This is a genomic window from Pantoea eucrina, from assembly GCF_020079945.1.
Classification (GTDB): Bacteria; Pseudomonadota; Gammaproteobacteria; order Enterobacterales; family Enterobacteriaceae; genus Pantoea; species Pantoea eucrina.
Genome location: NZ_CP083448.1, coordinates 1,710,537 through 1,734,442, shown reverse-complemented (window position 1 = coordinate 1,734,442; position 23,906 = coordinate 1,710,537). Strand labels below are relative to the sequence as shown.

At 54.1% G+C, this 23,906-nt stretch carries 21 protein-coding genes; 14 read left to right on the top strand and 7 right to left on the bottom strand.

Features of this window, described 5'->3' with window-relative positions:
• Nucleotides 1-702: 702 nt before the first annotated feature.
• Nucleotides 703-1,578 (top strand): 23S rRNA pseudouridine(2605) synthase RluB, encoded by an 876-nt coding sequence (gene rluB / locus LAC65_RS08115; RefSeq protein WP_039384587.1) that lies wholly within the window; start codon nt 703-705, stop codon nt 1,576-1,578.
• 28 nt (nt 1,579-1,606) lie between these two features.
• Here rluB and cobO read toward each other — a convergent pair whose 3' ends face one another.
• Entirely contained in the window at nt 1,607-2,194 is a 588-nt protein-coding gene (gene cobO / locus LAC65_RS08110) for a cob(I)yrinic acid a,c-diamide adenosyltransferase (protein WP_039384586.1), read from the bottom strand.
• A complete protein-coding gene (locus LAC65_RS08105) occupies nt 2,191-2,955 on the bottom strand; it encodes a YciK family oxidoreductase (protein ID WP_039384584.1) in 765 nt (254 codons plus the stop codon). The genes cobO and LAC65_RS08105 overlap by 4 nt, the downstream gene beginning before the upstream one ends.
• A gap of 175 nt (nt 2,956-3,130) precedes the next feature.
• Here LAC65_RS08105 and sohB point away from each other — a divergent pair, with 175 nt between their 5' ends.
• From sohB to acnA, 6 genes are all read left to right on the top strand, one after another.
• Nucleotides 3,131-4,177 (top strand): protease SohB, encoded by a 1,047-nt coding sequence (gene sohB, locus LAC65_RS08100; RefSeq protein ID WP_039384581.1) that lies wholly within the window; start codon nt 3,131-3,133, stop codon nt 4,175-4,177.
• Nucleotides 4,178-4,640: 463 nt separating this feature from the next.
• Nucleotides 4,641-7,238: a type I DNA topoisomerase gene (gene topA / locus LAC65_RS08095; RefSeq protein WP_039384579.1), complete on the top strand. Its 2,598-nt coding sequence runs from the start codon at nt 4,641-4,643 to the stop codon at nt 7,236-7,238.
• A 184-nt stretch (nt 7,239-7,422) separates the two neighbouring features.
• Complete coding sequence (cysB, locus tag LAC65_RS08090; protein WP_039384577.1) at nt 7,423-8,397, top strand: HTH-type transcriptional regulator CysB; 975 nt, start codon at nt 7,423-7,425, stop codon at nt 8,395-8,397.
• A gap of 492 nt (nt 8,398-8,889) precedes the next feature.
• Entirely contained in the window at nt 8,890-9,048 is a 159-nt protein-coding gene (locus LAC65_RS08085; protein ID WP_071668859.1) for a YmiA family putative membrane protein, read from the top strand.
• A gap of 3 nt (nt 9,049-9,051) precedes the next feature.
• Nucleotides 9,052-9,231, top strand: a complete 180-nt coding sequence (locus tag LAC65_RS08080; RefSeq protein WP_039384574.1) for a hypothetical protein — start codon at nt 9,052-9,054, stop codon at nt 9,229-9,231.
• Nucleotides 9,232-9,654: 423 nt separating this feature from the next.
• Nucleotides 9,655-12,336 (top strand): aconitate hydratase AcnA, encoded by a 2,682-nt coding sequence (gene acnA, locus LAC65_RS08075; protein WP_039384572.1) that lies wholly within the window; start codon nt 9,655-9,657, stop codon nt 12,334-12,336.
• A gap of 32 nt (nt 12,337-12,368) precedes the next feature.
• Here acnA and ribA read toward each other — a convergent pair whose 3' ends face one another.
• The gene (ribA, locus tag LAC65_RS08070; protein WP_039384570.1) at nt 12,369-12,962 is read right to left on the bottom strand and encodes a GTP cyclohydrolase II; all 594 of its coding nucleotides are present in this window, start codon (nt 12,960-12,962) and stop codon (nt 12,369-12,371) included.
• 225 nt (nt 12,963-13,187) lie between these two features.
• Here ribA and pgpB point away from each other — a divergent pair, with 225 nt between their 5' ends.
• The 5 genes from pgpB (at nt 13,188) to yciH (ending at nt 16,776) form a co-directional block, all read left to right on the top strand.
• Nucleotides 13,188-13,952, top strand: coding sequence for a phosphatidylglycerophosphatase B (gene pgpB / locus LAC65_RS08065; RefSeq protein WP_039384568.1), 765 nt, complete (start codon nt 13,188-13,190; stop codon nt 13,950-13,952).
• 124 nt (nt 13,953-14,076) lie between these two features.
• Nucleotides 14,077-14,382 (top strand): LapA family protein, encoded by a 306-nt coding sequence (locus LAC65_RS08060; protein WP_039384565.1) that lies wholly within the window; start codon nt 14,077-14,079, stop codon nt 14,380-14,382.
• A gap of 6 nt (nt 14,383-14,388) precedes the next feature.
• Complete coding sequence (gene lapB, locus LAC65_RS08055) at nt 14,389-15,558, top strand: lipopolysaccharide assembly protein LapB (RefSeq protein WP_039384563.1); 1,170 nt, start codon at nt 14,389-14,391, stop codon at nt 15,556-15,558.
• A 187-nt stretch (nt 15,559-15,745) separates the two neighbouring features.
• Nucleotides 15,746-16,453 carry an orotidine-5'-phosphate decarboxylase gene (gene pyrF / locus LAC65_RS08050; RefSeq protein ID WP_039384561.1) on the top strand — a complete coding sequence of 236 codons (708 nt, stop codon included), beginning with the start codon at nt 15,746-15,748 and terminating at the stop codon, nt 16,451-16,453.
• Nucleotides 16,453-16,776, top strand: coding sequence for a stress response translation initiation inhibitor YciH (gene yciH, locus LAC65_RS08045; protein WP_039384559.1), 324 nt, complete (start codon nt 16,453-16,455; stop codon nt 16,774-16,776). Before pyrF ends, yciH begins: the two co-directional genes overlap by 1 nt.
• Nucleotides 16,777-16,838: 62 nt before the next feature.
• On the opposite strand, the gene osmB is transcribed toward yciH, so the two are convergent.
• Nucleotides 16,839-17,057, bottom strand: coding sequence for an osmotically-inducible lipoprotein OsmB (gene osmB, locus LAC65_RS08040; RefSeq protein ID WP_039384556.1), 219 nt, complete (start codon nt 17,055-17,057; stop codon nt 16,839-16,841).
• A gap of 316 nt (nt 17,058-17,373) precedes the next feature.
• Here osmB and araD point away from each other — a divergent pair, with 316 nt between their 5' ends.
• Together araD and LAC65_RS08030 are read left to right on the top strand one after the other, a co-directional pair.
• Nucleotides 17,374-18,066, top strand: a complete 693-nt coding sequence (araD, locus tag LAC65_RS08035) for an L-ribulose-5-phosphate 4-epimerase (protein WP_224144861.1) — start codon at nt 17,374-17,376, stop codon at nt 18,064-18,066.
• A 316-nt stretch (nt 18,067-18,382) separates the two neighbouring features.
• Nucleotides 18,383-19,249 carry a crotonase/enoyl-CoA hydratase family protein gene (locus LAC65_RS08030; protein ID WP_039384553.1) on the top strand — a complete coding sequence of 289 codons (867 nt, stop codon included), beginning with the start codon at nt 18,383-18,385 and terminating at the stop codon, nt 19,247-19,249.
• A gap of 15 nt (nt 19,250-19,264) precedes the next feature.
• On the opposite strand, the gene pdeR is transcribed toward LAC65_RS08030, so the two are convergent.
• The 3 genes from pdeR to LAC65_RS08015 all read right to left on the bottom strand — a co-directional run bounded on the left by pdeR (nt 19,265) and on the right by LAC65_RS08015 (nt 23,756).
• The gene (gene pdeR / locus LAC65_RS08025; RefSeq protein WP_039384551.1) at nt 19,265-21,247 is read right to left on the bottom strand and encodes a cyclic di-GMP phosphodiesterase; all 1,983 of its coding nucleotides are present in this window, start codon (nt 21,245-21,247) and stop codon (nt 19,265-19,267) included.
• A 153-nt stretch (nt 21,248-21,400) separates the two neighbouring features.
• A complete protein-coding gene (locus LAC65_RS08020) occupies nt 21,401-21,697 on the bottom strand; it encodes a YbdD/YjiX family protein (RefSeq protein WP_039384547.1) in 297 nt (98 codons plus the stop codon).
• Nucleotides 21,690-23,756, bottom strand: coding sequence for a carbon starvation CstA family protein (locus tag LAC65_RS08015; protein ID WP_039384544.1), 2,067 nt, complete (start codon nt 23,754-23,756; stop codon nt 21,690-21,692). Before LAC65_RS08015 ends, LAC65_RS08020 begins: the two co-directional genes overlap by 8 nt.
• Between the last annotated feature and the right edge of the window lie 150 nt (nt 23,757-23,906).

Below are 23,906 nucleotides of genomic sequence, written 5' to 3'. Positions count from 1 at the left end.
CATGTGCGGGCTTATAAACGGAATACTCTCCGTTAAAACAGCCGTCATGCAGAGTAACGTTAATAATTTGTTATAAACAGCTTCAGGCTTAATAAATAATATTTCTGCGAATCTAAATCGGCCCTGCTGCTTTATTTTACACCGCTTTTATTTATGCACAAATTAAGCGCGCTAATAGATAGCAATAAAACAGAATATAGAGCCTTAAACCAACCTGTAGTGCGAATCATGCGCGCAACCGGCTCAGGGCAAGGTGAAGTTTTGTTTTAAGATGGTTGGGTAGATGATTGTGTGGTTTTCGTAAGCGATAGCAATATTTTGCCGCGCAGGCGGGATTCAGACTGGTTTAGCGGGCTCATCGCTTTAGAGCGATTTCCCCGGTCGGGTTCATCAGGCAGCAATATAATGCGGGCTTCTCCATCGCCAGGTCATTGACCAGCCTATAAACAGGAGAGTGCCATAGATAAAAACGCCTGTCGTCATGAACGGCAAAACCGGCAGAGGCGGGAAAACGCCGGCCGGCTATTATCGGCAGCAAAGTTAAAGGTGTTAACGCAACCTTAGCTGGTGTAAAATCGCAGGCCGTTTGCATCCGATCAGATTGATGCGCAACGTTAACAGTTTCTGACAGAGGACGTGGTAATCCCGCTGTCATACCCATTCTTACCACGACGCCTGGGAAGGCGACAACGAGGCAGCTCCATGAGCGAAAAATTACAGAAAGTATTAGCGCGTGCCGGTCACGGCTCGCGCCGCGAAATCGAAACCATGATTTCCGCCGGACGCGTCAGCGTAGATGGTAAACTGGCCACGCTGGGCGATCGCATTGAAAATGACAAAAGCCTGAAAATTCGTATTGATGGTCACCTGGTTTCCATTGCCGAGTCCACTACGGAAGTGTGCCGCGTGCTGGCTTATTACAAGCCGGAAGGGGAGCTTTGTACCCGTAACGATCCGGAAGGGCGCCCAACTGTGTTTGACCGCCTGCCGCGCCTGCACGGATCGCGCTGGGTGGCCGTGGGTCGTCTGGACGTTAACACCTGCGGTCTGCTGCTATTTACTACCGATGGTGAACTGGCTAACCGCCTGATGCATCCAAGTCGCGAAGTTGAACGCGAATATGCGGTACGTGTTTTTGGCGAAGTGGGTGACGATAAAGTGCGTCTGCTGAGCAAGGGCGTTCAGCTGGAAGATGGCCCGGCTGCCTTTAAAACCATTAAGTTTGCTGGCGGTGAAGGGATTAATCAGTGGTACAACGTTACCCTTACCGAAGGACGCAACCGCGAAGTGCGTCGTTTATGGGAAGCGGTAGGCGTGCAGGTTAGCCGCCTGATGCGCGTGCGTTACGGTGATATTCAGCTGCCAAAAGGTCTGCCCCGCGGCGGCTGGATGGAGATGGAGCTGCCCGCGGTAAACTATCTGCGTAAGCTGGTGGGCATGCCGGAAGAGACCGTCACCAAAGTTGCCGTTGAGAAAGATCGCCGTCGCACCAAAGCGAATCAGATCCGCCGCGCAGTGAAGCGTCACAGCAGCGCCGGCAACACCAGTCAGCGCCGCAGCAGCAAACGCGGCGCCTGATGCCTGTGTGCCGCTGCCCCGGCAGCGGCTACCAGTCAATTCCCTGTTGTGCCTGGATGCCGGCATCAAAGGCATGTTTTACCGGGCGCATCTCAGTCACGGTATCTGCCAGCTCCAGCAGGCGCCGGTGACAGCCGCGTCCGGTAATAATCACGCTTTGCGCAGACGGACGCTGTTGCAGAGCAAGCATTAGCGCCTCCAGATCCAGATAATCCATGCTCACCATATAGGTGATTTCATCGAGGATCACCAGGTCGACATCGCTATCAGCCAGCATGCGTTGTGCCTGCTGCCAGACCTGCTGGCAGGCGATGGTATCCGTGCTGCGGCTCTGGGTCTCCCAGGTAAATCCGGTGGCCATTACCTGAAACTCAACCCCGTGCTGCGCCAGCAGATTACGCTCGCCGTTGGGCCACTCCCCCTTAATGAACTGTACCACCGCCACCTTTTTTCCGTGGCCGCAGGCGCGCAGCGCCGTACCGAAAGCCGCCGTGGTTTTTCCCTTACCGTTACCGGTAAATACCATAACGATACCGCGATGTTCTGTCGCCGCAGCGATGCGCGCGTCAACCTGCTCTTTCAGGCGCTGCTGACGTTGCTGATGGCGATCGCTCATGCGCTGGCCGGACCCGCTTTACGTCCGGGCTGAGCATCGAAGCTCATGCCCGTTTTACGCCGGCTATCATCGCCCATCAGGTAGAGATAAAGCGGCATTAAATCGGCCGGAGTTTTCAGCAGGTTTGCATCCTCCTCCGGAAACGCGCTGGCGCGCATCTTCGTACGCGTGCCGCCGGGATTGATACAGTTTACGCGCAGGGCGTGGTTTTTATACTCATCGGCGAGCACCTGCATCATGCCTTCAGTGGCAAATTTAGAGACGGCGTAAGCGCCCCAGCCGGCGCGCCCGGTGCGGCCTACGCTGGAGGTAGTGAATACCAGCGATCCCGCCTCTGATTTCAGCAACAGCGGCAGCAGAGCCTGCGTCAGATAAAAGGTGGCATCGAGGTTGATCTGCATCACCTCGCGCCAGAGGGCCGGCTCAAGATCGGCCAGCGGAACAATTTCACCCAGAATACCGGCGTTATGCAGCACGCCGTCCAGACGCGGCACGCGCTCAGCAATCTGCGCGGCCAGCTGCTGACATGATTCAGGCGTGGCGGTCGCGAGATCCAGCAGGTATGAGCTGGCGGGCTGCTTATTAAGCTGGTTAATCGCCGCTTCTGTCTGCTGCAGGGTAACGGCGTTACGTCCGAGCAGGATAACGCGGGCGCCGTAGCGGGCATAGGTCAGCGCCGCTTCCCGGCCAATGCCGTCTGATGCGCCGGTAACCAGAATAATGCGGTTTTCGAGTAGATCGCCTTTAGGCTGATAGTGCACAGCAATCTCCTTCAGTCAGTGGTAGAGGTTTCTGGCTTTATGCCTGAATTCGCCAGCCGGTGCAATGCTACAGAGGAGCATTCTGTGCCGCCTGCGGGCTTTTCAGGCGACGAACCGGGTTAAAGCAGTTACACTCAGCTGTTAATTGTAATTCACTGTTTAATAAGGCGGCAGAATGGATTTTTTCTCCAGCTATGGGCTCTTCCTGGCCAAGGCTGTCACGGTAGTGATCGCCATTGCGGCCGTAGTATTTATCATACTGAATGCTGCGTTGCGCAAACGTCATCACGCCGGTCAGCTGCAGGTGACGCATCTGGATGATGAGTATCGTCAGATAAAAGAGGATCTGCAGCTGGCTAAAATGAAGCCGCAGGTACAAAAAGTCTGGCTGAAACAGCATAAAAAAGAAGAGAAGCTGAAAGCGAAAACAGAGAAGCGCAACGCAAAAAACGGCGTCACTGAAACCGCGAAGCCGGTACTCTATGTGCTTGGCTTTAAAGGCAGCATGGACGCGGGTGAAGTCGCCTCCCTGCGTGAAGAAGTATCCGCTGTACTGGCCGTAGCGCAACCGGGTGATGAAGTCCTGCTGCGGCTTGAAAGCCCGGGCGGGGTGGTGCATGGCTACGGTCTGGCAGCGTCGCAGCTGCAGCGCCTGCGCGACGCGGGTCTGCGCCTGACCGCCGCCGTAGATAAAGTGGCCGCCAGCGGCGGATATATGATGGCCTGTGTGGCAGATCGCATTGTCGCCGCGCCGTTCTCCATTATCGGTTCAATCGGCGTTGTGGCGCAGATCCCCAACTTCAACCGGCTGCTGAAGCGCAATGATATTGACGTGGAGCTGCATACTGCAGGCCAGTACAAACGTACCCTGACGCTGTTTGGTGAAAATACCGAAGAGGGGCGTGAGAAGTTCCAGCACGATCTGGATGAAACGCATCAGCTGTTTAAGGGCTTTGTGCAGCAAATGCGTCCGTCGCTGGATATGAACCGGGTAGCGACCGGCGAACACTGGTATGGGCAGCAGGCGCTTGAACTGGGTCTGATTGATGAAATCGGCACCAGTGATGCCCTGATTATCCGGCATATGGAGCGCTTCACCGTGCTGGGCGTACAGTATGCGCGTAAGAAAAAGATGATGGATCGTTTTACCGGCAGCGCCAGCCAGGCGGCAGAACGGCTGTTGCTAAAAATCTGGCAGCGTGGCGAAAAGCCTCTGCTGTAACAGAAACCCGGCTCCGGCCGGGTTTTTTATGCTTAGCAACGGGTGAGTCCCATTTACTTCGGCCGGGTTGTGAAATGAATTCCATTTTTGTCCCGAATTATCCGACTTTTTTTGACAGCGCATTTTCTCCTTCTATATTACCTGCCATTCTGTTGCCACTTATCCGTGTTCACGCCTGCAGCTGGCGCAAAATTAAACAGAGTGCTATTTAAGTTGCGTATCAGATTTTATCAGGTAGAGTGTGGGCGATTCAGCTTTCAGGGAGTTCACACCAGGATGTGTGATGATGTCAGGCGGAAAAAGTGTAGTTAATCATAAGGTTGCGCACACCGTTTTAAACTGAATAGTGGCAGTCCCCGCCAGCTTGAAAATCAGATTGCTGGCAGCAATATTAAACCCACTGGGTTTTGGGGCATTAATCCTCTCCCGTTTATCAGGACGTTTCAATCAGGTAAAGGTACATATGGGTAAAGCACTCGTTATCGTTGAGTCCCCGGCAAAGGCCAAAACAATCAATAAATACCTCGGTAATGACTACGTGGTGAAATCCAGCGTCGGTCATATCCGCGATTTGCCGACCAGTGGTTCAACGACCCGTAAAAGTACTGACGGTGAGAAGGTAAAAACCGGGAAAAAAGTTAAAAAAGATGAAAAGGCGGCGCTGGTCAACCGAATGGGTGTTGATCCGTGGCATGGCTGGGAAGCTGATTATCAGATCCTGCCAGGCAAAGAGAAGGTTGTGTCTGAACTTAAGAGCCTGGCCGCTGACGCCGATCATATCTATCTCGCAACCGACCTTGACCGCGAAGGAGAAGCCATTGCCTGGCACCTGCGTGAAGTCATTGGTGGCGACGACAAGCGTTTCAGCCGGGTGGTGTTTAATGAAATCACCAAAAATGCGATTCGCCAGGCGTTTGAAAAGCCGGGTGAACTGAATATCGAGCGGGTTAATGCCCAGCAGGCGCGCCGTTTTATGGATCGCGTTGTGGGGTATATGGTTTCGCCTCTGCTGTGGAAAAAGATCGCCCGCGGTCTCTCTGCCGGACGCGTTCAGTCGGTAGCGGTACGTCTGGTGGTTGAGCGCGAGCGCGAAATCAAAGCGTTTGTGCCAGAAGAGTACTGGGAGATCGACGCAGATTTTGCTACGCCAAAAGGCGATGCGCTGGCGATGCAGGTGACGCATCAGGGCGACAAAGCGTTTCGTCCGGTTAACCGCGAGCAGACGCACGCGGCGGTCGCGATACTGGAAAAAGCGCGTTATGAAGTGCTGGATCGTGAAGATAAACCGACCAGCAGCAAACCTTCTGCACCTTTTATTACCTCAACGCTGCAGCAGGCTGCGAGCACACGTCTCGGCTTTGGCGTGAAGAAAACCATGATGATGGCGCAGCGGCTTTATGAAGCGGGTCACATCACCTACATGCGTACTGACTCCACGAACCTGAGCCAGGATGCAGTGGCCATGGCGCGCGACTATGTCGCCAGCGAGTTCGGCAAAAAATACCTGCCGGAAGCGCCGGTGACCTATACCAGCAAAGATAATTCGCAGGAAGCGCACGAAGCGATTCGCCCGTCAGATGTCAACGTAAGCGCTGAGCAGCTGAAAGATATGGAAGCGGATGCGCAAAAACTTTACCAGCTTATCTGGCGCCAGTTTGTGGCGTGTCAGATGGTCCCGGCTAAATATGACTCCACCACGCTGACCGTAGGCGCAGCCGAATTCAGGCTCAAGGCAAAAGGCCGCACGCTGCGTTTTGATGGCTGGACGCGCGTTATGCCGGCGCTGCGTAAAAACGATGAAGACAGGACGCTGCCGCCAGTAGCGGTAGGGGAAATACTGGATCTGACTGCGCTGCAGCCGAGCCAGCATTTTACCAAGCCTCCGGCGCGATTCAGCGAGGCGTCGCTGGTGCGCGAGCTGGAGAAGCGCGGTATTGGCCGTCCCTCAACCTACGCGTCTATTATTTCCACTATCCAGGATCGTGGTTATGTACGCGTTGAGAACCGTCGTTTTTATGCTGAGAAGATGGGTGAGATCGTCACCGACCGGCTGGAAGAAAATTTCCGCGAGCTGATGAATTACGATTTCACCGCTCATATGGAAAACAGCCTCGATCAGGTAGCCAACAATCAGGCGCAGTGGAAAGGCGTTCTCGACTCCTTCTTCAGTGACTTCAGCCAGCAGCTGGAGCAGGCTGAAAAAGATCCGGAAGAGGGCGGCATGCAGCCGAATCAGATGGTGCTGACCTCAATCGACTGCCCGACATGCGGTCGCAAAATGGGCATTCGTACGGCCAGCACCGGCGTATTCCTCGGCTGTTCGGGCTACGCCCTGCCGCCAAAAGAGCGCTGCAAGCAGACCATCAATCTGATCCCGGAAAACGAAGTGCTGAACGTGCTAGAGGGTGACGACGCGGAAACCAACGCGTTACGTGCCCGCCGCCGCTGCGTTAAGTGCGGCACCGCGATGGACAGCTATCTGATTGATAACAGCCGCAAGCTGCACGTCTGTGGTAACAATCCAGAGTGCGATGGCTATGAAATTGAGCAGGGCGAGTTTCGCATCAAGGGCTATGATGGCCCTATAGTCGAGTGCGAGAAATGCGGGTCGGAAATGCACCTTAAGATGGGACGCTTTGGCAAGTATATGGCGTGTACCAACGAAGAGTGTAAAAACACCCGTAAAATCCTGCGCAATGGCGAAGTCGCGCCGCCGAAAGAGGATCCGGTACCGCTGCCTGAGCTGCCGTGCGAGAAGTCAGATGCCTATTTTGTGCTGCGTGACGGAGCAGCCGGCGTCTTCCTTGCGGCTAATACGTTCCCGAAATCGCGCGAGACCCGCGCGCCGCTGGTGGAAGAGCTGAAGCGCTTCGCTGACCGTCTGCCGGAAAAGCTTAAATATCTGGCAGAGGCACCGGCAGCCGATCCGGAAGGAAATAAAACCCTGGTGCGTTTTAGCCGCAAGACAAAACAGCAGTACGTTTCGTCTGAAAAAGAGGGTAAAGCAACCGGCTGGTCAATGTTCTATATTGACGGTAAATGGCAGGAAGCGAAAAAATAACTCTCCGGGGCTGGCATCTGCCAGCCCCGTTTACTTTCCCCGCCTTATAACCTAACGTTCTTTATTCGGTTAAAAACTGATATAGTTGTTATAGTTTTTCTATTCTCAATTCGCTCTGTTCCTCACATCTGCATCATGGGCGGCTGCCGGCACGTACGTTAGTCGCTAACGGGAAGATATAACTATGAAACTGCAGCAGTTGCGCTATATCGTGGAAGTGGTCAATCACAATCTCAACGTCTCATCAACCGCTGAAGGTCTCTATACCTCACAGCCTGGCATCAGCAAACAGGTACGTATGCTTGAAGATGAGCTGGGGGTGCAGATATTTGCCCGCAGCGGCAAACATCTGACGCAGGTTACGCCAGCCGGTGAAGAGATTATCCGCATAGCACGTGAAGTATTATCAAAAGTTGATGCGATTAAATCCGTAGCGGGCGAACACACCTGGCCTGACAAGGGATCGCTTTATGTCGCCACCACGCATACGCAGGCGCGCTATGCGCTGCCGGGCGTAATCAAAGGATTTATCGAGCGCTACCCTCGCGTTTCACTGCATATGCATCAGGGCTCCCCTACGCAGATTGCTGAAGCGGTATCCAAGGGCAACGCTGACTTTGCCATTGCTACTGAAGCCCTGCACCTCTACGACGATCTCATCATGCTGCCCTGTTACCACTGGAATCGTGCGATTGTGGTAACGCCCGACCATCCGCTGGCAGGCAAAGACAACGTGACTATAGAGGAGCTGGCCGATTTCCCACTGGTAACCTACACCTTTGGTTTTACCGGCCGCTCCGAGCTCGATACAGCGTTTAATCGTGCAGGTCTGACCCCGCGTATCGTGTTTACCGCAACTGACGCAGATGTAATTAAAACTTATGTACGGCTTGGCTTAGGTGTGGGTGTGATTGCCAGTATGGCGGTTGACCCGGTAGCCGATCCGGATCTGGTTCGCATTGAAGCTTCAGAGATTTTCACCAATAGTACGACCAAAATAGGCTTCCGCCGCAGCACCTTCCTGCGCAGCTATATGTATGATTTTATTCAGCGATTTGCACCGCATCTCACGCGTGATGTGGTAGACACCGCTGTTGCTCTGCGCTCCAATGACGACATTGAAGCGATGTTCCGCGATATCAAACTCCCTTTCAAATAATTCGCCAAATCATGAATTTACCGGGGTGTCCAGTGGGCACCTTCAGGTTTCCCCTCGCTTAGCGCCATCAGTAGTTCAACAAAAGCTGACATTTTTCTGTAAATAAAACATGCATCACAGGTTTTTTCATTGTTATTAATTAATTGAGAAACAGTACACATTTTTCGGTTCACTTCTTTGCACACTGCCAGGATTATTCCCATACTCCAGTTAACACCTGATGAAGAAGGGCTTTATTACTGAGGTTTCTTATTTAACTCAAATTTAAAGTGGTACTAATTGTTGTTTAACCCAAATTTCGGTCGCCGTTTTTTTAATAGTTCTGAGGTCTGTGTTTCAATAAGGCTAATCAGTTTTCGAAGCTTTGATTAATAGCGTTAATCGTTGTGCTCAATAAAAATAACTGGATTTTTGGACTTAAGAAGTTTAGGATTCATCCTAAATCTTAATCGTTGTTATCAATCGTTTTGTTGAGAGTGATTATCAAAAACTATGGCTACGAGAATAACTGTACAACCCGACTTCCGGGCTAAGAGCACCAAGGTTCAGCGTACCGGTAACACCCGTCGCAAAGCCTGGTTGGCTGTCTTCGCTGCTTCAGCGCTGTTCTGGGTAGTGGTGGCATTAATGATTTGGCGTTTATGGGGCTAAGCCATGTGGGCAAACTCACTCAGTCGTAAATATCCGGTCACTGCACGGCAGCCAAATACACCTGCGTGCAAAGCAAAAGAAGCTCCTGCTGCTGAGCAGTCTGTAGCGATTCCTGCTTCCTGGGATCTGAGTGACAAGCAGCGCAGCTTTATCGAATCTTTTATGGATCCAAAACTCAAATAATTGTTGTTGCACTTATTTTTAGCATCTGATGTTGCTTTGATTTTTTTCCGGTTATTCCGGCGGGCCAGCAAAAAGCCCATGACCTTACACTGCAAATAAGCGTCGACAGTAGATTACTGAAGATTAAAGAAAATTTAGCCCGAGAACCGGGAAGGAGTGACGAATGAATACAACCACTTTTTCATGGCTTAGCGTTTATGCTTTCTCATTTGCCTTCTGGGCAGCGGCAGCCTGGGCTCTTATGTAACCGACGCTTCTTATCACCGAATTTATGGAAATGCCCCGACTCAGGTCGGGGCATTTTTGTTTGTAGCACCCAGTGCCCTTTCGGGTTGTTATCAAAACGTTAACGAAAATGTGGTCTATCTTTAAGCTAAACCTTGCACTCTCTGAGGTTTAGCCTAAGGAATTAAAGGAGGAGACATGTCGTTAACATTACGCGAGCAAAGTCAGGATACGCTGGCGGTCGGGGCACACACCTATCATTATTACAGTCTGGCTAAAGCCGCACAGCATACCGGCAATATTGATCGCTTACCGAAATCGATGAAAGTGCTGCTGGAAAACCTGCTGCGCTGGCAGGATGGCGAGTCCGTTACCCTTGAAGATATTCAGGCGCTGGCAGACTGGCAGCAAACCGCCCACGCTGACCGGGAGATTGCATATCGTCCGGCACGCGTGCTGATGCAGGATTTTACCGGCGTACCCGCCGTGGTCGATCTTGCCGCTATGCGCGAAGCAGTCGCACGACTGGGCGGAGATGTGGCAAAAGTTAACCCTTTGTCCCCGGTGGATCTGGTTATTGACCACTCCGTAACCGTCGATCGCTTCGGTAACGATGACGCCTTTGGCGAAAACGTCAGGCTGGAGATGGAACGTAATCACGAGCGCTACGTTTTCCTGCGCTGGGGACAGAAAGCGTTCAACCGGTTCCGCGTGGTGCCGCCGGGTACCGGCATCTGTCATCAGGTTAATCTGGAATATCTGGGTAAATCCGTCTGGCATGAAGAGCTGGAGGGCAAAAACGTTGCCTGGCCTGATACGCTGGTGGGTACCGACTCGCATACCACGATGATCAATGCGCTGGGCGTGCTGGGCTGGGGCGTTGGCGGCATCGAAGCGGAAGCGGCTATGCTGGGTCAGCCGGTTTCAATGCTTATTCCCGATGTGGTTGGCTTTAAGCTGACTGGCAAACTGCGTCCGGGCATTACCGCGACCGATCTGGTGCTGACCGTTACCCAGATGCTGCGTAAGCATGGCGTTGTCGGCAAATTTGTCGAATTCTACGGTGACGGGCTGGCCGATCTGCCGCTGGCCGATCGCGCAACGATCGCTAACATGGCACCCGAATATGGTGCCACCTGCGGTTTCTTCCCGATTGATGACGTCACCCTGAGCTATATGACGCTGACCGGGCGCGATGAGCAGCAGGTTAAATTGACGGAAGCGTATGCGAAGCAGCAGGGCCTGTGGCGAAATGCGGGCGACGAGCCGATCTTTACCAGCACGCTGGCGCTGGATATGGCTGACGTCGAATCGAGTATCGCAGGACCTAAGCGCCCGCAGGATCGGGTGGCGCTGGGCGATGTGCCCGCCGCGTTTGCCGCCAGTAATGAGCTGGAGATCAACCAAGCACAAAAGCCGCATAAAGCGGTCAGTTACCGCGACAGTGAAACCCGCCAGTCGCATCAGCTTGATGATGGTGCGGTAGTTATTGCCGCGATTACTTCCTGTACCAATACGTCAAACCCCAGCGTGCTGATGGCCGCCGGCCTGCTGGCAAAAAAAGCGGTTGAGCGCGGGCTGAAGCGCCAGCCGTGGGTAAAAGCTTCCCTGGCCCCCGGATCAAAAGTGGTATCTGACTATCTGGCCACAGCCCGTCTCACGCCTTACCTGGACAAACTCGGTTTCAACCTGGTGGGGTATGGCTGTACAACCTGTATTGGTAACTCAGGGCCACTGCCGGATGAGATCGAAAGCGTTATAAAAGAGGGCGATCTGACCGTTGGCGCCGTGCTCTCCGGGAACCGTAATTTTGAAGGCCGTATACATCCGCTGATTAAAACTAACTGGCTGGCTTCACCCCCGCTGGTGGTGGCCTATGCGCTGGCCGGCAATATGAACATCAATCTGCAGAGCGAGCCTATCGGTCAGGATCAGACCGGCAAAGATGTTTATCTCAAAGATATCTGGCCATCACCGGAAGAGATCGCCGCCTCGGTGCAGCTGGTTAACAGCAGCATGTTCCGCAAAGAGTATGCGGAAGTGTTTGACGGGACGCCGGACTGGCAGCAAATCTCCGTGAGTGAAGCGGCAACCTACGACTGGGATGAAGGATCGACCTATATCCGCCTTTCACCTTTCTTTGATGACATGGAGAAAACGCCAAAGCCGGTTGAAGATATTCGCGGCGCCCGTATTCTGGCGATGCTGGGTGACTCAGTCACCACTGACCACATTTCGCCTGCGGGGAGTATTAAGGCTGAGAGTCCGGCGGGACGCTATCTGCTGGCGAAAGGCATAGAGCGTAACGACTTTAACTCCTACGGGTCGCGCCGTGGTAACCATGAAGTAATGATGCGCGGTACCTTTGCCAATATTCGTATCCGCAATGAAATGGTGCCCGGTACGGAAGGCGGCTACACCCGGCATTTTCCGGGTAATGAAACGCTGGCTATTTATGATGCCGCAATGAAATATAAAGAAGAGGGCGTGCCGCTCGCCGTGGTGGCCGGGAAAGAGTACGGTTCAGGTTCCAGCCGCGACTGGGCTGCTAAAGGACCGCGCCTGCAGGGAGTACGCGTCGTGATCGCTGAGTCTTTTGAGCGTATTCACCGTTCAAACCTGATTGGTATGGGGATCCTGCCGCTGGAGTTCCCGGCGGGCGTTACCCGTAAGACGCTGCAGTTAACCGGTGAGGAGCGGATAGATATTGCTGACCTGACGCAGCTGACGCCGGGCTGCACGGTCAATGTTACTCTGACCCGCGCAGACGGCAGTGAGGAGCAGGTGGCCGCACGCTGCCGTATCGATACGGCAACGGAACTGACTTACTACCGCAATGACGGCATACTGCACTATGTTATCCGCAATATGCTGAACTAAAAAAAAGCCGGGCTTGCCCGGCTTCTTTTCTCTCAGGATTTCGGTAGCAGATGCCCCATCTTTTCCGCTTTGGTATCGAGATAGTGGGCATTTTTTGGATTGCGCCCGACGATCAGCGGCACGCGCTCAACAATATTAATGCCCGCTTCGCTGAGGATCTCAACCTTGCGCGGATTATTTGTCAGCAGGCGCACTTCATCGATACCCAGTAATTTGAACATATCAGCGCACAGGGTGAAATCACGCTCATCAGCGGCAAAGCCCAGCTGATGGTTCGCCTCGACGGTGTCATAGCCTTTATCCTGCAGCGCATAGGCGCGGATTTTGTTCAGTAAACCGATATTACGGCCTTCCTGACGGTGATACAGCAGCACCCCGCGCCCCTCTTCAGCAATCGCTGTTAACGCCGCTTCAAGCTGAAAGCCGCAGTCGCAGCGCAGACTGAACAGCGCATCACCGGTCAGACACTCAGAGTGGACACGCGCCAGCACCGGCGTATGATCGCTGATATCACCGTAAACCAGCGCCACATGATCGTGGCCGGTTGCCAGTTCTTCAAAACCTACCATCAGGAAATCTCCCCATGGCGTGGGCAGTTTAGCTTCTGCTACCCGTTTAAGCTGCATGTGATTCTCCAGAACCTTCAGAGGATGCGCTATCATCTTGATAACGCACGGGCCGACTGACCCGAAAATTGTGTCTATTGTGCCATATCCACAAGCAGGCCCGCTAATCAGTCAGAAAGATTGTAGTGATAAAGCACGATTATCCAAGCCGCTTTAGGTATGTTATTCTTTTTTCAGCTAAAGTTATTCAGCAAACGCATTATAACCCGCAGGAAAAGCCAAAGTATGTTGAAAATAGTGCAGCGCACGACTCTGGGTGCCTTCTTATTAATTGCGATGCCACTCTGCGTCTGGCTGTCGGGCTGGCAATGGCAGCCGGGTGAAAGCGGGGGAGTGCTGCGCTTTTTGTTCTGGATGACGGAAACCGTCACCAGCCCGTGGGGGATTATCACCAGCAGCGTGCTGAGCGCCTGGATGCTGTGGTGTCTGCGCTTCCGCCTTAAGCCTGCTATCCTGCTGCTGATTATCATGAATGGCGCGATTCTCGCCGGGCAGTACACGAAGTCATGGATTAAAGAGCAGGTGCAGGAGCCGCGACCCTATGTGGTCTGGCTGGAGCAGCAGCATGGCATCAGCAACGATGAATTTTATCAGCTGAAACGGCAACAGCGGGGCGAGATGGTTAATGGGCTGCTGGCCAGCGATACGCAAATTCCCCGCTGGTTAAAGCAGCACTGGGCATTTGAAACAGGATTTGCTTTTCCTTCCGGCCATACTATGTTTGCTGCCAGCTGGGCGCTGCTGGCAATGGGCCTGCTCTGGCCGCGTCGCCGGGTGGTGACGCTGGTGGTGCTGTTCAGCTGGGCCATTATGGTGATGGGCAGCCGGCTGGTGCTGGGTATGCACTGGCCGCGCGACCTGATTGTCGCAACCCTTATCTCCTGGCTGCTGGTGACCGTCGCGACCTGGCTGGCGCAGCGCTTTTGCGGTCCGCTTACGCTTCCGCCTGATGAGCAGCGCGAAGTCAAAGCGCGCGACGACGGATTGTAATCAGCCGAACTGCCCCCATATAGCTGATTACGCTTGCGCAAAGCCAGCTAACTGATAACGTGAAAGCAGCATGGTACACGCTTTTTTGGCATACTCTATTGGAAACTCTACGACAGGACGCATTGTGAAATATTTGCTGATTTTTCTGGTGGTACTGGTCATTTTTATCATTTCAGTGACGCTGGGTGCTCACAATGATCAGGTGGTGACGTTCAACTATCTGCTGGCGCAGGGTGAATTTCGTATCTCCACGCTGCTTGCGGTGCTGTTTGGCGCCGGTTTTTTACTGGGCTGGGCAATCTGCGGACTATTCTGGTTACGCATCCGCGTTTCACTGGCACATGCTCAGCGTAAACTGAAGCGTATGCAGGCGCAAAACGAACACGCTTCGGCAGCCACCACCGTATCGACTACAGGTCGTCGGGATTAATGTTCAATGCATGAATTGCTGTTTCTGCTTCTCCCGGTCGCAGCGGCCTATGGCTGGTATATGGGACGACGCAGCGCGTACCAGAATAAGCAACAGGAAGCGAACCGCCTGTCACGAGAGTATGTGGCCGGGGTAAACTTTCTGCTTTCAAATCAGCAGGATAAAGCCGTCGATCTATTCCTCGACATGCTGAAAGAAGACAGTGGTACGGTTGAGGCGCACCTGACGCTCGGTAATCTGTTTCGCTCACGCGGCGAGGTAGATCGCGCTATACGTATTCACCAGTCGCTGATGGAAAGCGCCTCGCTTACCTACGACCAGCGACTGCTGGCGATTCAGCAGCTTGGCCGCGACTATATGGCGGCGGGCCTCTACGATCGCGCAGAAGATATGTTCAGTCAGCTAACGGATGAAACCGATTTTCGCATTGCCGCTCTGCAGCAGCTGCTGCTGATTCATCAGGCAACCAGCGACTGGCAGAAAGCGATCGACGTTGCTGAGAAGCTGGTAAAACTGGGAAAAGAGAAGCAAAAAGGCGAGATTGCGCACTTCTATTGTGAGCTGGCGCTGCAGGCGATGAGCAGTGACGATCTCGATCGCGCAATGTCGCTGCTGAAAAAAGGTGAATCGGCCGATCATCAGAGCGCGCGCGTTTCCATCATGATGGGACGCATCCTGATGGAGCAGGGGGAGTATGCGAAAGCAGCACAGCGTCTGCAGCGGGTGCTGGATCAGGATAAAGAACTGGTCAGCGAAACGCTGCCGATGCTGGAAACCTGCTATCAGCGGCTGGCGCAGCCAGAGGTGTGGGCCGGTTATCTGCAGCGCTGTACCGAAGAGAATACCGGTGCCGCCGCTGAGCTCTATCTGTCAGATATTCTGGAGCAGCAGCAGGGGCCGGAAGCGGCACAGCTCTATATTAATCGCCAGCTGCAGCGTCATCCGACCATGCGTGTCTTCCACCGGCTAATGGACTTTCACCTGCATGAAGCGGAAGATGGCCGGGCAAAAGAGAGTCTGATGGTTCTGCGCGATATGGTTGGTGAACAGATCCGCACCAAACCGCGCTATCGTTGCCATAAATGCGGTTTTACCGCCTACGCACTTTACTGGCACTGCCCATCCTGCCGGGCATGGTCTTCAATAAAACCGATCAGAGGACTTGACGGGCAGTAACAGCTATTTTTAAAAAAACAGGAAAAATAGTTACAACGTATTTTTTTAATAATCGCCTTATCGCGCATCAGACACCGGCATATGGCTCAACAGGTCACGTATCCCGGGCGTAAGATTGTTCTGCCGCAGCATGGCAGGTAGAATGCAGGCCGTTTGTTGCCCCTGTGCCTGCTTATGAGGAAACGTTATGTCTGTAACCCCTTCACCCATTCTGGTGGCGCTCGACTATAGTAATCTGGATGACGCACTGCGATTTGTGGACCGTATTGATCCTGCTCAGTGTCGCCTCAAAGTAGGCAAAGAGATGTTCACGCTGTTTGGTCCGTCAGTGGTCCGGACATTGCAGGCACGCGGATTCGATCTCTTTCTCGATCTGAAATTTCACGATATCCCCAACACCACCGCACATGCCGTAGCCGCTGCCGCAGAGCTGGGCGTCTGGATGGTGAACGTGCACGCCAGCGGGGGAGCACGCATGATGCAGGCTGCACGCGAGGCGCTGCTGCCTTTTGGAAAAGATGCACCGCTGCTGATTGCTGTAACCGTGCTGACCAGCATGGATGAAGAGGATCTGCGCGGACTGGGCATCACCCTGTCACCGGCGCAACAGGCAGAGCGGCTGGCGCGCCTCACGCAACAGTGTGGCCTGGATGGTGTCGTCTGCTCAGCCCATGAAGCGGCTGCATTCAAACAGGCGTTCGGCAGCGAATTTGCGCTGGTCACGCCCGGTATCCGACCGGCAGGCAGCGACGCTGGCGATCAGCGCCGTATTATGACGCCTCTGCAGGCGAAGCAGGCCGGGGTTGATTATATGGTTATCGGCCGTCCGGTTACGCAGTCAGCCGATCCGGCTGCCACGCTGCAGCAGATTATTACATCGTTACAGGAGGCGTAATGGCGCAGGACAATCCACTGGTTTACTCCACCGACAGCGGGCGTATTGTGCCGGCAGAGGAGAAGCCACAGCGACCGCGCGGCGACGGTATTGTACGCATTCAGCGTCAGACCAGCGGACGTAAAGGCAAGGGCGTCTGTCTGATCACCGGTATCGATCTGGACGACAGCGCGCTGGCTACTCTTGCCGCAGAACTGAAGAAAAAGTGCGGCTGCGGGGGGGCGGTAAAAGAGGGCGTGATTGAGATTCAGGGGGATAAACGTGACCTGCTCAAAACGCTGCTCGAAGCCAAAGGCATGAAGGTTAAGCTGGCGGGCGGTTAATGAAAGCGGGCCACGCATTGTGGCCCGGACAAAAGGGTGTCTGCTGTGTAGCCTGCAAAAAATTAACGGTCGATTTGATGGCCGATAATACCGCCCACCGCCGCGCCGCCCACGGTACCCAGGCCACTGCCGTTGGTCAGGACTGAACCACCAATAGCACCGGCACCGGCACCAATTGCCGTGTTGCGATCGCGTTTAGACCAGTTTGAACAGCCGCTCAGCGCAACAACTAATGTTGCTGCCAGCACGGCAACGGATACACGTTTCACTGTTGTAGTCATAGATATCTCCTTGATGATTGGCTCAGAGGCAACAGCAATAAGTATAGATGCCCGACGGCAAAGTTCTTTATTCCCGGATGGAAAAGTTGGGCCAGGCCGCCGGGTTTATGCTGTCTGCCAGCGTAAATATCCTGAAACCGAATGGTCCTGTTTAATTTTAAACGCTGCGGCGCAGTCGTCAGACAGAAAACGCTGAATCTGCGCCGCATTTATGACGAGACAGCGACTTTCCACTGAGCATTCAGCCATTCTTTCCATAACATCCGATCCCCTCTCTGCGCACAATCTCTCTATCACAGACTGGTGGAGAACAATGATGCTGGAAGCGCTAAAGCAGCAGGTACTGGAAGCGAATCTCGATTTACCGCGCTACAACCTGGTCACGTTCACCTGGGGCAACGTCAGCGCCATTGACAGAGAGCAGGGTGTACTGGTGATCAAGCCTTCAGGGGTGCGATATGAAAAGATGCAGCGGGATGACATGGTAGTGGTAGATCTGGAGAGTGGTGCGGTGATCGAAGGCGCGCTACGACCCTCATCGGACACGGCCACGCATCGTGCGCTTTATCAGGCGTGGCCCGATATTGGCGGTATCGTTCATACGCACTCGCGGCATGCAACCATCTGGGCACAGGCAGGACGCGACATACCCGCCTGGGGCACGACCCACGCGGATGATTTCTACGGCACGATCCCCTGCACCCGCGCCATGCTGCGCATGGAGATCGAGCAGGAGTATGAGTGGAATACCGGACAGGTCATCATCGAAACTTTTGCCCATCGTAATATTCAGCCCGCCGCAATTCCCGCAGCGCTGGTTAACTCTCACGGGCCTTTCGCATGGGGCAGCGATGCGGCGGCGGCAGTACACAGTGCGGTGGTCCTGGAGGAGGTCGCCTATATGGCGCTGCATACCGAACAGCTGCGAGCTGAACTCCCGCCTATCTCGCAAAATCTGCTGGATCTGCACTACCTGCGCAAACACGGTAAAAATGCGTGGTATGGATAATAAGGCTGTTCTTACAGCCTCAGGCGCCTGCGGGCGCTTTTTTTATCGCTGCATCAGTAAATTCCTGGCTAACGATGCGTGATTCACGCGCGTGCAGTGTGCTAAATCGTCTTTATTCACAACGCGTTAGGCGATCTCATGTACTCTGGCTTTCGCTCTGCTCTATCCTGAAATGGCGCTAATGATTTTTCACCCCCCTGTTCAGGGATACTTCTGGATTTTGCTTTATAAATCAATCTCTCATTTGGTCTGGCCTCACTCTGCATTACGCTGATGTGGCGTTAAACGCATCACATAAATATTAGAGGATGAGACTATGACCGTTATTAACCAACCAACCTGCCGCCTGTTTACCGAAGCGGGACAGACCACCCAACTTGTTGCTTACTACGAGGAAGGGCGTCGCACCATGTGGATGATGTTGCGGGCTCAGCCACGCCCAAGCTTCAACCATGAATTAATCGAGGAGATCATGAACCTGAGCTATACGGCTCAGCGCTCCGGACTGCCGATCGATTTCTGGGTAACCGGCTCTTTAGTCCCACAGATGTTCAACGCCGGTGGCGATCTGCGCTTTTTTGTTGAGTGCATTCGCAACAACCGTCGCGAAGCGCTGCGTGCCTATGCCCGGGCCTGCGTCGACTGCATTCACTCGGCGGCTCGCGGGTTTGATACTGGCGCGGTAACGCTGGCGATGATTGAAGGCAGCGCTCTGGGCGGAGGCTTTGAGGCCGCGCTGGCGCACCATTTCATTCTGGCACAGAACAGCGCGCGTCTCGGTTTCCCGGAGATTGCGTTTAATCTGTTCCCGGGAATGGGTGGCTATTCGCTGGTCGCGCGTCGTTCCGGTATGAAGCTGGCAGAAGAGCTGATCTGTGAAGGGGAGTCGCACAGTGCGGAGTGGTATGAGACGCGCGGCCTGGTCGATAAAGTGTTCCAGCCGGGTGAAGCGTACCGCGCGACGCGCACCTTTATCGATACCTTACGGCCGAAGCTGAATGGCGTGCGTGCCATGCTGAAAGCGCGCCAGCGCGTACTGCAGCTGTCACGTGCTGAACTGATGGATATTACGGAGGACTGGGTAGATTATGCCTTTACGCTTGAACCCAAGGATATCGCCTATATGGAGCGCCTGGTGCAGTTACAAAATCGCCACAGTGCTTCATTACGTAAAGCCGGATAACACTTCCGCGCAGCGTTAAACACGGGCAGGATGCTTCAGCCAATGCCCGAGCTGTTCTGCGGGCATTGGTTTGGCGTAAAAATAGCCCTGGCGCCCATCCACACCGTTAGTGAGAACAAATTTCTCTTCCGCTTTGGTTTCAATACCCTCTGCAATCACCTGCAGCTCAAGGGCTTTGGCAACCGCCACAATCGCGCGCACTAAAGATTGCGAAACCGGTTGTTTGTTGATATCCCGGACAAAACTCTGATCCAGCTTAATGGCATCAATGGGTACCCGTGCCAGCTGAGAAAGGGAGGAGTAGCCGGTGCCAAAGTCATCAAGATGTACCTGCGCCCCAAGCTCCTGAAACTGTTTCATGAGCTTAAGCGCACCCGCTTCATTCTCAATCAGGCAGCTTTCAGTTAATTCAATATCGATCGGGGATTCCGTCAGCCCCGCTTCGCCCAGCGCATTTTTCAGATCGCTGTAGATGCTCTGATCGATAAGCTGTTTCGCGGAGACGTTGACGGCAACGCGCAGAAAAATGCCTTCACTGCGCCACTTTATAATCTGCTGCAGCACATTAAGCATGACCCAGCGGCCCAGCGGGACAATGAGACCGGACTCTTCGGCATAGGGGATAAAGTCGCCGGGCGAGACCATGCCGCGTTCCGGAGAGTTCCAGCGTACCAGCGCTTCGGCGCTGCGCACCTCGCCGTCGCGATCGACCTTAGGCTGGTAATAGACCACCAGGTGATCCTGCTCCAGCGCTTTACGCAGATTGGTATCGAGCCAGAGGTATTCAAAGACCCGCTTGTTCATTTCGCTGGTGAAGATGCAGAACTTGCCGCGGCCATTCTCTTTGGCATGATACATGGCCGTATCCGCATTGCGGATCAGGCTTTCGCGATCTTCGCCATGCAGGGGAGCCAGTGAGATCCCGATAGAACAGCCGCTGTAAACCTCAATAAGCCCGATGCGAAAGGGCTGCCGCAGCCGCTCAAGGATACGCGACGACATCGCCTCCAGCGCCGCCTGACTGGTATGCTCAGCCAGCACCACAAATTCATCGCCGCCAAGACGCGCCAGCGTCTGATCTTTGCCCAGGCAGCTGAGGATAGCCAGCGATACCGCCTGCAGCAGCTGATCGCCGAACATATGACCGTAAGCGTCATTTACCTTTTTAAAATTGTCGAGATCGAGGTAGACCACGCCGGTCTGAGAACCGTTCGCCAGCTCCAGTGCCAGGCTAATTTGCTGGTGAATAGCGTTACGATTAGGCAAACCCGTGACCGTATCGGTATTTGCCAGCACCCGAAGCCGCTCCTGTGCCCGTCGCTCTTCGGTGATATCCGTACCGGAACAGATGAGGAAAATTTCATTTTTCCCGCTGCCGCTGTGAACGAACTTATTACGGAACAGAAACAGTCGCTGACCCTTTTTGGTTTTGACCCAGCGCTCAACTTCATACGAATTTCCGTCGCGGAAAAAACCGGTGATATTACGGCGTGAAGCCTGCGCCTCCTGCCGGGTCATAAATAGCTGAAAGACGTTACGACCGATAACTTCCTGCTCTTTCAGGCCGGTATACTCTTCACTCAAACGATTAAAGCGCTGAATGTTACCGCGCTGGTCGAGGATAACGATAACCGAGTTAGCTTCAGATACCACCTGTTCGGCGAAAGAGAGTCCCTGGGTGAGATCGCGGGCAACCGACGACGTATCACCCCATGCAGAGGCGGTGCCGGCCCAGGTAGACTGGTTCACTTTACGTCCGACAAAGTGCATTGGCACCGGGGTTCCGTGCAGCGGCAGAGTAAGATTAATGCTGGAGGTGATCACCGTCATCGCCCGTAACAGACTGGCCTGCGCCGGAGTAAGCGAAACGGCCAGATTGGTATTGGCATTTTCATCTTCGGCAAAATGCAGTGCGTCACTGTCAGAGGTTAACCGCCAATGGGGGCTGGTGGTGCCAAACAAGGCATACAGCAAGGTTTGCCCCTGTTCATCGGTCATTTAAACTTCCTCCGGCCATGTCTCTAAGACTCTATCTCATTATTTTAGCAACAGTATTCAACCTCCTGCGTAAGCACAAGATGCAAACCGAATATATTTTTGTTTTTATTAAAGAATGGCACGAAAAAGCCCCGAAAACGGGGCTTATAATCATCAGCAGGGACATCTGCCGGGGTTTCCAGCCTGGCTCGGAAAGCGGGCATTGAGACAGTGCCGGTGAAAAGTGCGCTCATCCATGGGCGGCGTTTCAGGATGATGGAGGCGCATATGCTTCAGATAAGTTTGATAATCGTGCACGCCAACCATTAAACGAAAGCTCTGCTGCAATCCGCGCCAGATTTGCTGCCAGCGGGAGAGCGGCGGGGTATCAGCGGCACTCACTATCAGTAAGCAGCGCTTTATCTGCCAGCCTGCGCCGGGAGGCGTCCAGCGATAGATGGACTCAGACATGGCGTACCTCCTTACGCAGTGAAACCTCGGCTTCGCGCACGGTCGGTGCGGTGCTGCGGAGCGCACGACGAATAACAAAGAAGGCGGCAACCAGCATGGTGACTGCAACCAGCATAAAGAAGCCGCACAGCGCCGCGTTGATCTGATTGCTGAAGATAATGGTCTGCATATCCGCCACGCTTTTGGCCGGGGCGATCACGATGCCATTGTCGATGCCCTGCTGAAATTTGCGCGCCTGAGCCAGAAAGCCGATGGCGGGTTTTTCATGAAAAATCTTTTGCCAGCCCGCGGTCATCGAGGTGATAAATAACCATGCGGTAGGGAGAATAGTGACCCACGCGTAGCGCTGTTTTTTCATCTTAAACAGCACCACTGTCCCGAGGATCAGCGCCATTGAGGCGAGCATCTGGTTACCAATGCCGAACAGCGGCCACAGCGTATTGATCCCGCCCAGCGGATCGACCACCCCCTGATAGACAAAAAAGCCCCAGCCGGCAACGGCAACGGTGGTGCCGGCCATATTCCCCAGCCAGGAGCGGTTGCTGCCCATTGCCGGAACCACGGTACCCACTAAGTCCTGCACCATAAAACGGCAGGCGCGGGTGCCGGCATCCACGGCGGTCAGGATAAATAAGGCCTCAAACAGAATGGCAAAGTGATACCAGAACGCCATCATCGCGCGACTGTTGAATACCTCGGTGATGATGTGTGCCATACCCACGGCGAAGGTGGGTGCGCCACCGGCGCGTGAGAGCACCGTACTTTCACCGACGTCACGTGCAATGCCGCTCAGCATCTCCGGCGTGACAACAAAGCCCCAGCCATTAATCACCTGCGACGCGTTCTCGACGGTGGTTCCAATCAGCGCAGCCGGGGAGTTCATGGCGAAGTAGACGCCCGGGTCCAGTACCGAGGCGCAGATCAGCGCCATAATAGCCACGAACGACTCCATCAGCATGGCGCCGTAACCGATAAACCGGATATGGCTTTCGCGCTCTACCAGTTTAGGCGTGGTGCCGCTGGAGACCAGCGCATGAAACCCGGAGATAGCCCCGCAGGCAATAGTGATAAACAAAAACGGGAAGAGCGCACCGGAGAACACCGGGCCGGTGCCATCAATGAATTTTGTGACCGCCGGCATTTTCAGCTCCGGCATAGCAAACAGAATTCCTATTGCCAGCCCGACAATAACGCCAATCTTCAGGAAGGTGGAGAGGTAGTCGCGCGGTGCCAGCAGCAGCCAGACCGGCAGCGAAGAGGCGACGAAACCGTAGATCACCAGCACCCACGTCAGCTCTGTGCCTTTAAGGGTAAAGAAGGGGCCCCAGTAAGGATCGGCGGCCACATCGCCTCCATAGATAATCGCTGCCATCATCAGTACAAAACCGATAAGGGAAACCTCAGCAATTTTTCCCGGACGCAGAAAGCGCATATAGACGCCCATAAACAGCGCAATGGGAATGGTAGCTGCGATGGTGAAGAGTCCCCACGGGCTGTTAGCGAGTGCTTTAACCACCACCAGCGCCAGCGCAGAGAGAATAATGATCATCACGCCCAGCGCACCGAGCATCGTCACCACGCCGGCAAAAGAGCCCAGCTCCTGGCGCGCCATTTCACCCAGCGAGCGCCCGTCACGGCGGGTAGAGATAAACAGGATCAGGAAGTCCTGCACCGCGCCGGCGAGCATCACCCCTACCAGGATCCAGATAGTGCCCGGCAGAAAGCCCATCTGTGCGGCCAGAATCGGTCCGACCAGCGGTCCTGCACCGGCAATGGCGGCAAAGTGATGACCAAACAGCACCCATTTGTTGGTCGGAACATAATCCAGACCATCGCTGAGGCGCTCTGCCGGCGTACGGCGGCGATCGTCAAGTTCGAAGATGCGGCGGGCGATAAACAGGCTATAGAAGCGGTAGGCGATGCTGTAGCAGGCGACCGATGCAATAACCAGCCAGACCGCATTGACATGTTCGCCGCGACTGAGCGCAAGCATGGCAAATGCGCCAGCACCGATTAACGCCACTGCTAACCAGACGATGCCGGTTTTGACGTTGTTCATGAGTTAACTCCTTGTAGAGGCCGGAAAAAAAGCAAGCGAAATACAACGAGTTAAAAGTAAGGTAAAAAAATGTTAACGAAAGGTAGTAAAAGCAGAAGTGTGAAGCGCGATACAAATTTTAAAGCAGAGCAGAAAAGAAGAGGCGGGATA